Raw genomic sequence first — 11759 nt, forward strand, 5'->3', positions numbered from 1 at the left:
AAATTTGGAAAGATTCTCCCTTATTCTTCGATATTTTCATCTTGTCGTTTTATTCGTAGATTATAGATGTAGACTATTGGAATAAGACCGCAAATAAACAGTATTCCACCCATCAATATCCCATTGACTATAGTAAAGCCATCAGTGAGTGATACAAAAAAACCAACAACCGTTGAAATCAAAATAAGTACAATCAGTGATATACTTAGACTCTTTTGCGGGTGAATTTTATTACTTTCCTGGTCAGCACTAATACTCATTGATAAATATGCTGAAATAACTGTGGTTATCATAAATATAAGCCATAGTGGATTTTCTCTCATTCCATCTAACCCTTTTGTAACTAAGTCATATCCTAAAATTCCAAGAATACCAACAGTTTGAATGATATATGCAATGCGGATGTTTTTTAAATTTTGTAATACTAAACGTTCATCTGTAACTTTTTTCATTTATATCATTCTCCTTTTCCAACCAAAATACTTCATCTAATGTTTTATTAACTGCATAACAAATATCCAGACACAACCTTAGGGTTGGATTATATTTTCCCTTCTCAATCAAACTAATAGTTTGGCGAGTGACACCTATCTTTTCTGCCAATTGTTGTTGTGTCAAATTTACTTGAGTACGAGCAATCTTAACTTTATTCTCCAAAAGTTGTATCCCTCCTTGAATTAATTGTAACATATATATTCCATAATTCAATGTATATATTACATTGGAATCGAAGCCATTGTTAAACAAACCTGCTCCGTTCAATAAAGCATATGTATTCTCATTTTTACCCAAAATGGTAGTAAAATTGACAGTTCGATTGATCACCTCGAAACGGAACCCTTTAGCTGTTTTTTATACTGTCTTTTTTTGGTTTGTCTATAGTGGTGATTGGAAAGGCCAGGATAAAAAGAACAAATAACCATAATCCAATATAAAATTGTATGTTAGTGCCAGTCACTATCCGCAACTTGTCGATACGTACTCGACATGATTCCGGCGATGACCAGGCATTTTTTTATGTCACAAATTATTCACCATTTTATAAAAACCACCCTATCCCTTTTCCACCATCAATCTGTATATAGCGTATGGATAGAAACTAAAGAAACTAGGATGGTGGCTAAGGATGGCAAAGTATCGAATCGTACGCACTGAATTTTGGAACAATCCCATTGTAGAGGAAGAAATGACCCCGGAGGAAAAGTATTTTTACCTCTATCTTTTGACCAATCCACACACAACACAAATTGGCATTTATAAAATAACAAAAAACCAAATGGCGTTTCATCTAGGCTTTCCATTGGAGAAGGTTCAAGCACTGATGGAACGATTTATCCAGCATCACAAGTTGATTCGCTACAATCCAGAGACAAGAGAGCTCGCCATTAAAGACTGGGGGAAAGATAATTTTCATAAAGGCGGAAAACCAATTATGGATTGCGTTTTTTCCGAACTAAAGAAAGTACAAGATCTAACACTCATTCCATACGTGTCAGAAGCAATCCCTATCTATGACTCATTTTGTCATCGAGAAGAGATGGCTGCTCGTAACAATGTTTATGACTCTATAGCTACAGCTTGATTACATGACGGGTGGCTTCCAGGGTGGGGAAGTGACGATACTGGCAGCCAGACCATCGATGGGAAAAACCGATGTGATGTTTCATTTTGCCAAGATGGCCGGTTGGGCCGGGTATCTGCCGCTCGTCTTTTCGTTAGAAATGCCAGAACGGCCGATTACCAAACGATTAATCGCATCGACAGGAGGCTTTAATCGTTCGAAAATGCGAGATCCGAAACGAATGCTCAGTCCACGGCAATTCAGATAAAGGAATCTTATTAATAGAATTAGTTAAGTCGATGAACGAGTGTGGGCCGTTTTATTTTGTGTCGCGTTCATTAATTATAGTGGGCGGCAGCTGCTGCTGGATACATTAGAGGAAGCACAGATAAAGGGAATTTAGGGAATATTATCATTTCTTATTATTTAAAAAATACTGATGCTAATGCTTTAGAAAAAATCAAATAATTAAAGAACTTAAATCAAGTGCCAGTCACTAACCATTAATTGTCGAATCTTTTCGGCATGGTATGGGTGGTGACTGGTACTTTTTTATTTAATGGAGTACCGCTATTGTATTATGGGAAGATCATTAGCTAATAAGGTAAAAAAACGTTATAAATAGGAAAAATAGCCCAATTTTAGGTTAGGTATATTATAATAAAAACATAGTTTGGGATTATCTTGAAAAGGTGTGAAGGCTTTGGAAGAGGCACAATTACATGGAGATATCATAAACATAGAAACAAAGAGGCTAGAACTAGAATCTGAAAATTATAGTAGAGACGATATTAGGAGTATTTTAAATAGTCAATATCGGGCACTTTCGAAGAAAAAGGCATTTACCTGTCATTGTTGTAATGAACCTGTCAATATGAATCTAACCCAAGAAGAAGGGAGGCCATTTTTCTTTAAGCACTTTGAGGGTAAAGAATGTTCTTATTCAGAAAACAGTAAAACTTATGAAAAACAAGTATCTGTTCACCAAGATAAGAAGAAGAAGGACATCGGATTAACAGTATTTCGAGAAATACTAGAGGGGCAGTTAAAACCTTTTGGCGCCGTAATTGAACGTGGCTATTTTTATAAAAAGAAACTGTCGTTTATTCCGGACTTCATTGTACAATTCCCATATTCTAAGGAAATGTGGGCAATTGATTATTACACTTCAATTACACAAGGAAGCTACTCTCAAAACATTGAAAAAAGAATGACAACTTATAAAAAAGAAGGTTTTAGAGTTTTCTCATTTATAGATGATATTTGGCAGGCTATTGACCCTGAAACTAATAAAGGAACGCTACTTACTCCTGAAATGCAGGTGACCAGGAAGAGTCAGGAAGATTTTGCTTGGGATCAGTCATTAAATAATGAATTGACTTCTGATTTTCAGACAATCATTACAGGTTTAACCCACCTTCCGTTTCCAGTAGACACAAGAAGTATTGTATACGTAAATATTGTAACACGCAAATGTAAAGTCATTAGATTTGCTGAAATCAACCGACACAACCGCAATGTAACGATCTTAAAACTATCAGAACCGACTATTCCTTTGGAAAGAGCATTAACACTTAATATTAGGCAGGATGACTTTCTTCTACACATTGATAATGAAGCAGAATTAAGAATAGCATTCCTTCATGAAATAATGGATAAGCAGCAACAAGTAGAACGTGAAGAAATGGCTAAAAGAGAGGCTTTTGAAAGAAAAATAAAGCGACAAGAGGATGAAAAACAAGCGTTTATAAACTTCGTGAGGTTGCAAGAACAGAAACGAGCTGAATATGTTAAAAAAGTTAAATCAATTGATGATGAACAAATAGAACGAGAAATGGCTCTCCGTGCAGAAGAAGCGAGTAAGCGTCCTGTTGATATGACGCCCGAACAATGGGAATGGCAAAGAAAAACAGGAAGAATGTACCCATCGAGCAAAAATAGCAAAGCTCAGCGGCAATTGAATTCTACAAATAATCAAATGGAAGATCAGTATACAAAACAAAAAAGAGAGAACTTTAAAAAGAAATTACTGACATACCCAATTAAAGGAGATCAATATATCGCTGGCCACCCATCACAATGGCGTGCATTTATATTGAAATGGATAAATACTCATAAGGATGGAGATAGTTTAATAGTTTCTATGAAGGAACTATTAAGTGATATGAAGGCTAACCAAATTATCTTTACCCAAAAGGAATCGCATGTTCAGCATCCGGTGAAGGAGTTCTTGATGTTTTACCAAGCCGGGGTGAAAAAGGAGTTGAAGATGAAGGTAAATATTATTTTTGCTGACTAATTTTATTTAATGGAAATTTCCTCGTTAGCGCCAGTATCTGTGACCTAAATATTGGAAAATTAGGGTTAAATATACCGAAAGTCAATATAGAATAGATAATTAATGGGGTGAATAAATGTCTGTAAATTTGGTTTCCAAGGCTTTACTAAACCAATTTAATGGATTATTAGGAAAAACAGAAGGTGAGATAAATATCATTTCCCCTTTTATCGGGACTCAAACAGCTAACTTGTTAGCAGAGTGGTTAATAAAGAATCCCTCTGTAACTTGTAATATAATTACACGATTTTATCGGGAAGAATTCGTTGAACGTGTCAGTAGTATATATGGCTTGGAAAAACTTTTACATGCAAATGCCAAAATATATGCATTAATAGATTTACATTCAAAACTCTACTTATTTGACTCACATTCTACAATTATTGGCTCCGCAAACTTTACTAAAGGTGGTTTTATATCCAATCATGAGATTTGTGTACTAATGGAAGATGAGCCGGAAATTGCAGAAAAAGCCCAAGAGTATTTTTTTGATTTACTAGAACAATTAGAAGCACTTGGAGATGAGGGAGTAGTTACACAAGAATGGATAGACGAAGAGAAAAAACATGTTCCACAATTAGCAGCAAATCAAAAGGATAGAACCGTAACATACTCCAATATTAAGCGAAAGGGAGCGGAATTAAAGAAAATAGTTCATCCTGACTTATTTGAAACTATGCTTGAAAGTATAGAAGATGATGATAATGACAAAACAGGGTTTTGGCTGAAATTTGAAGGAACAGGTGATGATAGAATACCAAACGAGTGGAATTATAAAAAAATGAAGGGTGTTAGAAAAAGAGATTTGAATACAACTTATTTTCCTAGAAGACCAGGTGGAATCGTAGAGGGAGACACCTTATTTTTAACAATAGTTAGCTATGACGAACATGACAGACCTACTCCTATGATTGTTGGGTATGCAAAGACTGAGGGATTTAATGTAAAGAATGTTGTTGATGACTCTGATATTAGAGATACGCCTTGGAAAAGTCGTTTCCCTTATTTTGTTGAATTTACAAGTGGGAAGGTTATTAATGCACCCGTCATGAACGGAATTAGATTAGTTGACTTATATAATACTGTAGGTAAAGCAGCTTTTCATTCCCTGCGAAAAAGGAGGAACGTCAATCAAAGAACGTTACAGAGTATGCACTTTAGAAGGTCACATATGCGTATTACACAAGAGGCTAATGATTTTTTAATGAATGAATTAAGCAAGAGATTTAGTAAGTATGGAGAAATCCAACTTGGTTAACTAATGATTCCTTACTACCTTAAGGTAAATCCTTATTATATAAAAGCTCATTCAGTCAAATTAGTGAAATAATTAAATAAGTGCCTGTTACCAAAAGCATATGTCAGACTCAGTGGCATTTTACTTAAAGTGACTAGGCACTATTATCGTATTTATGGTAATTTGGTAGAAATATATTCAAAATCCAAAAGGAGACGCTCTTGTTCAACAGTTAATTTATGCTCTTTGATAAGTGGTATTAGGTCATAAAAATAATCTGAGCGCATATTTGAGATAAGAGTAAGATCCCTTTGGGTAGCTACACGTTTTCCACCTGCTTTGAGTAAATCATTTGCCCCCATGAGAACAGGTTTAGATTTTGACCCGTGCTGCTTAACCCAGTTACAGATCTGTTGGGTAATTGCTAACCCGTCACCATCTAAATCACTCCATACATAAACAGGAACTTTTTGTTGAGTTATTGCACTACGTAATATTTTTCTATGCAGTCGATTCCAATAACCGTCACTCCAAAGGACAAGAACATCATTTCTTTTATAATAAATTCTTCTTAGAACTGTTAGAAATACAGTTAAATTTTCTACAACTAAAACCGACTTTAAATTAGTTCCAGCTGTAAAATTTGACTCGAGAATAGTCTCTCTTGTTAATATTGTTGGTCTACCAGCTAGTAACGATACTGGTGCTAGGCCAGGCAAATGGTAGTATATGTCACCATATACCCATATCGTATCAGGATGTGATTCTATTCCAATTAGATTTAGAGGACAATCGATTATAGCCTCAATCATTGCCTGATAACGATTGAGAATTTTTGTATTATCCCATAACAGGCTTGATAAAGTTCTTAAAGGGATTGTTTCTCCTCTGCCAAGCATCAATCTTCCATATCCTAGGGTAATTAACACAGACCGAAAACTTATTGTATAAGTGGGGTTAATTGGAAATTCATTCTTCGCATTTGGTTCCAATAAACTTTTGATTCCTAACTGCACTAATTTTTCTAATTTTCTTGAAATATCAGCATCAGATTTGCCCCACTGATCAACTAGTTGCTGTATTTCAATAAGAGTAGAATTCCTCAATTTTTCCTTTTCATTATTTGATCCATACTTAATTTCCAGTTCCTTTATTGCACGTGGGTCTACAGAAATCTCAAAAGCATCCCAATATTCACCTTTAAAGGGTCGATTATTTTTCTCCGTTAAGCAAACAATGCCAGTTTGAATAAGCAGTTCAACCATTTCTATGATTTGATATTCATTAAATTCTTTAGTCAATTTATTAAGAAAAGACTTCCAGCGGCGCTTTCTGGTAGACTGCAGATATTTTAGTGCCTCCTCCATAATTCTTCGAAATCCGTGTGGTTTCTGAAGAGTCTCTTCCAATCCGCTATATTCTTTTCCGCTGCGAATTTTATAAACTGGAAATCTGGGTTGACGTTCAGCTGAATTCCAAAGAAATTTATGAATCTCCAAGTCCGTTACTCTTATCTTACTACGTACTGAATTTAATTCACTCATTGATAATTCTCCTAGATTGGAAAATAGGGTCATCAGCAAAATCTTGACCATCCCTTAGTTTTGAGAATACGATTCCGTGGTTAATCCAATCGACAGAAATTAAACTTGCCGAAACCTGGTGGGTAATAAAATATTGAACATTGGTTTTCTGAAGTATTGTGCCAATCTCATTGGCACGAGCATCATCCACCCTTGATGTAGGCTCGTCAAGAAACATTAAACTATTTTGTGTTCCTTCTTTTGTGTTACTTAATGAGGCTAATAAAAGCATAATACTTATCGCCGCACGTTGACCTGATGAAAAGATTGGGTCTGAGTATGGCTTAAGCTCTTTGCCATCAAATGCAAGTTTCAAGTGTAATTTCCATTGATTATATGACGGTCCTTCCTGATCTAATTTTCCTTGAGCTTTAGCCCCCAACATATTTGCCATTTCAGTAAATTCCTCAATATATTGACTCATTGTTTCTTTTACATGGTGACGGAGAGATATTTCAGCATTTTCCAGGCGCTCCTCCCATTCTAGGCGTTCAGCAATAGCTTTTTCTAAAATTGTTTTTAATTGCATAACCCTATTTTTTTGAGGTTCTACCATTGCAATTAAACCAGCATTAATATCACTGTTCTCATAATAGAATCGATCAGTTGCCTCCCTTAAATCTTTAACTTTTTCTGATAACTGGTCCTGAGTCCATTCAGTTCCATCCGCTTTAAAGAAAATCTTATCCATATCCACCTCTATGTCTAAGAATTCCAGGGCATGGTCATCGTATCCTACTTCTCTTAAAGCTTTTTCAGAAGTTTGGACTTGCTGTTCTAGCTTTCCTATCTGTCCCTTATAACCATTAAGGGTTAATTCTTGCTGTTGTAGGTATTTATTATTGGAATCTATTTCGGCAATTTTTCTTTCCTTTAGAGCTGTCATTTTGTTAAGAAGTTCCCATGCAGATTCCTGTTTGTCGGTTAAATCCTGAATAGTTTTTGTGGAATCATTTATTTGTAAAAGTAATTGTTTATACTTTGCAGATCCCTGTTCAAAAAGTAAGTGTAGTTGCGGCAAACTTAAACGGTCAACTTGATTTAATATATGTTTTTCACATTCCTTAAGAAGGTCCTTTTTATAAGCATATTTTATTTCAATATCTTTCAAACTATGGTAATGAGTTTGAAGTTGTTTAGAAAGTTCGTTCTTATATCTTTCCCTTGCTACACTTCCACAGACAAATTCATTTGTTTTAACAAAAATTGCACCATCACTGTCTTGAATAAGACCCTTCTGGGTCAAACTAATATAACCATCTCGCTGGAGTTGATGCCCTTCTTCAACGGTAGATACAAGATATATATTGTTTAAACGGTCAAGATAACCGCCAATTAATTCTTCGTGCTCAACGATTATTGCTTGACGGAGGGACGCAAATGTATCTTTTAATTTTGTATTCTTTAAAACATGTTTTGCAGGTTTGGGAACTGAAACCCGGGCAATATATTGATACTGTTCCTGAAGTTTCTTGGATTTTAATTGATAGTCTAATGGAATGATTACACGATACCGTTCTCGCCCTAAATAAGCCTCGATAGCGGGTAACCATGCTTCATATTCAGGAATTACCTGGATACAATCTGCAAGCATTTTTGCGGGTACCTTATTTGATTTAAGTACATGTTGAAAAGTATTTACCCAACTGGGAAATACGCTTTGATTCTTGTTTAAAGAGTCTAGTCTTAAAGAAGTCTCTTCTATATTTGTATTAATTTGTGAAATAGTAGCATTTAATTGGTTGACTTGCTTTTCTAATCTATCTCTCTTTTTTTCAAGTTCATCAATATCTTCTGGATCAATGAGTTCAATTTCTGCAATGCGCTTTTCCGATTTATTCAAATTTTCTTCTAATAAGGCAACCTGTTTTGATAGAGTATCTTTTTTATCTTGTTCGGACCCAATTTTTTCTTTAAATGTGTCCTTTGTATCAGATGCTTGTTTGTATTCATCTTGTAGTGCCTCAAGCTCAGCTTTTAAAAGTTTGGCTTGTTCGACCATATTATCACGGACTTTAACCGCCTCGTTAAATGCCTCACGCTGGGCAGCAATTTCCTTTTGGGAATCCCAAAATTTTCGTTTTAATAAAAGATGAGATAATGAGTGATATTCTATTTTGTTCTTTTCATTTTGTTCATATAATTCTTTTTTACGCTCATATTCTGTTAATTTAAATTCTGCATTATGTAATTCTTTAGCTGTATTCCCTTCCTCAATAATAAGATTCCTCAATACTTCCTGCGCTTTTTCATGCTCCTCTTGTATATATTTTTGACCTTTAAGATCAAAAATCAGTTTAAATAATTCGTGAGGCTGCTGGCTGACGGTATTCTGAACCAGCTCTGGTCTCATCATCATTAATCGGCGAAAGGAAGTGCTGATTCCAACTTCCTCTAATAACTTTAAATACGCTGTATGATTTTTTTGGATTGTACGATATAATTTGGGATTTTGTCCGAGTTCCAGAATGTTGTTAAACTCCCCGTCAAAAACATAATATTCTCTCTTACATTCACCATTAGAACGGTCTAATCTAACACAGAAAGTCACTTCATCAAAGGCATATCCTAAGGGAAAAAAGGGTCTCCCTTCTTGATCTCTATTCCAAAAGGCTACACGAACTACGGCCCAATTGGATGCAGGATGAATATAGTGGTCCATTGCTCTGTTATTTTCAAATTTTGCATCACCCAATGTAATTCTTATTGCATCCATGTATGTGGTTTTTCCACTACCTGATGGACCAATAAAGGCGTTTACTTTATCGCTAAGGGGGAAAGGGTCTTTTCCGGTACGAATGAACCCCCAATATGCTGTATTAATATCCTTTAATCTTAACAATGTGGGTCACTCCTCTTTAGAAAATAATTCTTCATCTGAGTCCTCCCCATCGTGGAGCTCGTCATTGGAAAGGTCTACTCCAAATAATATTTGAAGGCTCGATTCAGCGATGTCTGTAAGTAATTCGTCATGCAACATGTACATAGCAGGACCGGCTTCGTATATTTCCGCATTTCTTTTCTTCACGATGAAACCTGAACTAACCAAGTTTTGTAGCAGCTTTTTTATCGACGCTGCTGTTACCACCTTTTTTCTGGTAGGTATAAATTTATGTCCATAATTCTCGTAAATTTCAAGAAGGCTAATACTAAGATCAGTTGATGGACCAACAAGTCCTGCTCTTTTGGGTAGTAATAACTTTGAATATAATATTAATAACATTGCATAATGGCGTCCTTGGAGATGACGATTTCTTCTCCTATATTGAGAAAAACTATCGTGTTCTCGTATCAGACGTATTACATACCATGGGCAATCGGAACGATCAACTAATTCCAATCCCAACCAAGCAAGTCTTTCTTGAACCGCCTGGTATATAGCAGGGTCTGACGCCATCAGTGGTAGTTCTGCCTTCTCCGCCCAACCATGAAAAAGACGAATACATATGGATTGAACCTCATGTTCTAAAATGTTCATTATAATTCCTCCAAATCAATGGATGGATCTGGACAAGCATCCGAACTAACGAGTCCTTTAGTGATGAGGTGGACTGGACCATCCTCTAAGGTTTCAAGACTCCTAAATAAATGAAGGCTGATTTGTTTATTTCCAGGGAGGTTTTCCAAATCTCGAAGAACCGTTGCTAATAACCCCGCACGAAATAAAGAATCGCCATATGTATTTTTTACAATAGCCTTTTCTAAAGGGATGGGAGAGCGGATTTCTAATTTTGCCAATAGTTCACGATAAAATTGTATCGCAGCACCCTCTTGTACATTAACTGTTACGGTTTCACGTTTTATTTCAACTGTAGGCGGTGGGAGTGTTGGTTCTTGTTTTACACTTCTTCTTTCTAGATAAGCACATCCTTTTGTCATAATCTCATTTCTTGTGACAAATAAGGGCTTTATTTCATTGGAGATTCTGCGGCGGGCAAGGTTGGCGAGTATTTCTGTAGGTGCCTTTTCTAAAAACTCATTAATTTGTTCCGGTGTTAAATATTTTCCGAAACTCTTAGCATTTGCTTGGATATCTTGATTGATAAAGGTGAGCAAGTCTTGGTACATTCGGATAATTTCGGCTCTTAACTTAAAGACTTCTGTTGTCATGGTGTATTTGTATGATTGGTGATTTTTTTCTTTCAGACGTTTTACTATATTATCAATTACCGTCTTAACCTCTTTACTTTTAGAAAGTAAACTATTGGCCTCTGTGGAGGATTTCTTTTCTAAAACTTGTTCTAGTTGGGCTTTTAACTTCCTTAAGGAGCCAATGGCTGATTCAAAATTGCCTTCAGCAATTTCTTTATCTACACCAGCCGCTTCGTCTAGGTCAATAAAAGAAAATGAAACATTTAAATCCCTTGCCATGTCATGACCGGAACGAGTTAAAGTCCCAAATAAAAAAACCATTAAATTTCGAACCCGTTCTGGGATTTCATATCGCAATCCATTTGTGGAAATCCATCCGTAATCTTGAAGGGCCTTAATTACTTTTGATCTGTATTCTGTACTAAGGTAATTTAATGATAGATTCATTTGCTCACGGGTAAAGTAACCGTCTGTTTGTCTTGCCAATGAGCGAATTGCAGCAAGGGCTAGTGTAATAGTTTCATCGTTTCTAAGGGTAAAAAGCCTGAAAAGATCATAAAAAGGTTCAATCATTTTGGCTTGGTTAATATCTTCGTTCGGAATATCATAGTCCCCAAAATTTTCAATTGAGGCACTTTCTGAAAGATTTAATTCCAATTGTGTAACAGTGTTTTGATTAACTGATAAATCCTTAGAAAAAATCATGGTTCACCCCAATGGTAAGTATAACTTGTAAAAATAAAATATATTCAATAGTATTATTGTATCATTTATAGTAATTTTTTGAAAATTTGTAAGTGAAAAGTAGGGTGATTAAATGTGCCTTAAAGTAAATAATGCTGGTCTATTAGCACATATGATTTTTACATAATATTGTTTTGATATGCCACTCTTATCTCTACCAAGAATAGGCTATTATCGGTTGTTTAGTTCGGAAAGATAAAATCT

10 protein-coding genes are annotated in these 11759 nt (G+C 35.4%); 4 read left to right on the plus strand and 6 right to left on the minus strand.

Going from position 1 to position 11759, the window contains the following annotated elements:
• Window positions 1-20: 20 nt before the first annotated feature.
• Complete coding sequence (locus ACZ43M_RS04175; RefSeq protein ID WP_464506184.1) at window positions 21-452, minus strand: hypothetical protein; 432 nt, start codon at window positions 450-452, stop codon at window positions 21-23.
• On the minus strand, window positions 433-690 hold the full coding sequence (locus ACZ43M_RS04180; protein ID WP_464507946.1) for a helix-turn-helix transcriptional regulator: 258 nt from the start codon (window positions 688-690) through the stop codon (window positions 433-435). Before ACZ43M_RS04180 ends, ACZ43M_RS04175 begins: the two co-directional genes overlap by 20 nt.
• 436 nt (window positions 691-1126) lie before the next feature.
• Here ACZ43M_RS04180 and ACZ43M_RS04185 point away from each other — a divergent pair, with 436 nt between their 5' ends.
• The 4 genes from ACZ43M_RS04185 to ACZ43M_RS04200 all read left to right on the plus strand — a co-directional run bounded on the left by ACZ43M_RS04185 (window position 1127) and on the right by ACZ43M_RS04200 (window position 5157).
• Window positions 1127-1582, plus strand: a complete 456-nt coding sequence (locus ACZ43M_RS04185) for a hypothetical protein (protein ID WP_464506185.1) — start codon at window positions 1127-1129, stop codon at window positions 1580-1582.
• Between the two features lie 31 nt (window positions 1583-1613).
• The gene (locus ACZ43M_RS04190; protein WP_464506186.1) at window positions 1614-1829 is read left to right on the plus strand and encodes a DnaB-like helicase C-terminal domain-containing protein; all 216 of its coding nucleotides are present in this window, start codon (window positions 1614-1616) and stop codon (window positions 1827-1829) included.
• A gap of 435 nt (window positions 1830-2264) precedes the next feature.
• Entirely contained in the window at window positions 2265-3860 is a 1596-nt protein-coding gene (locus ACZ43M_RS04195) for a hypothetical protein (RefSeq protein WP_464506187.1), read from the plus strand.
• A 115-nt stretch (window positions 3861-3975) separates the two neighbouring features.
• Complete coding sequence (locus ACZ43M_RS04200) at window positions 3976-5157, plus strand: phospholipase D family protein (protein WP_464506188.1); 1182 nt, start codon at window positions 3976-3978, stop codon at window positions 5155-5157.
• Window positions 5158-5309: 152 nt separating this feature from the next.
• Here ACZ43M_RS04200 and ACZ43M_RS04205 read toward each other — a convergent pair whose 3' ends face one another.
• The 4 genes from ACZ43M_RS04205 to ACZ43M_RS04220 are packed head-to-tail and all read right to left on the minus strand — an operon-like array spanning window position 5310 to window position 11516.
• Window positions 5310-6680: a Wadjet anti-phage system protein JetD domain-containing protein gene (locus ACZ43M_RS04205; RefSeq protein WP_464506189.1), complete on the minus strand. Its 1371-nt coding sequence runs from the start codon at window positions 6678-6680 to the stop codon at window positions 5310-5312.
• Window positions 6673-9561 carry a hypothetical protein gene (locus tag ACZ43M_RS04210; RefSeq protein WP_464506190.1) on the minus strand — a complete coding sequence of 963 codons (2889 nt, stop codon included), beginning with the start codon at window positions 9559-9561 and terminating at the stop codon, window positions 6673-6675. The genes ACZ43M_RS04205 and ACZ43M_RS04210 overlap by 8 nt, the downstream gene beginning before the upstream one ends.
• A 6-nt stretch (window positions 9562-9567) precedes the next feature.
• The gene (locus ACZ43M_RS04215; protein ID WP_464506191.1) at window positions 9568-10197 is read right to left on the minus strand and encodes a hypothetical protein; all 630 of its coding nucleotides are present in this window, start codon (window positions 10195-10197) and stop codon (window positions 9568-9570) included.
• Window positions 10197-11516: a hypothetical protein gene (locus ACZ43M_RS04220; protein ID WP_464506192.1), complete on the minus strand. Its 1320-nt coding sequence runs from the start codon at window positions 11514-11516 to the stop codon at window positions 10197-10199. The genes ACZ43M_RS04215 and ACZ43M_RS04220 overlap by 1 nt, the downstream gene beginning before the upstream one ends.
• Window positions 11517-11759: the final 243 nt, after the last annotated feature.

The sequence above is a fragment of the Neobacillus sp. B24 genome (assembly GCF_055381825.1).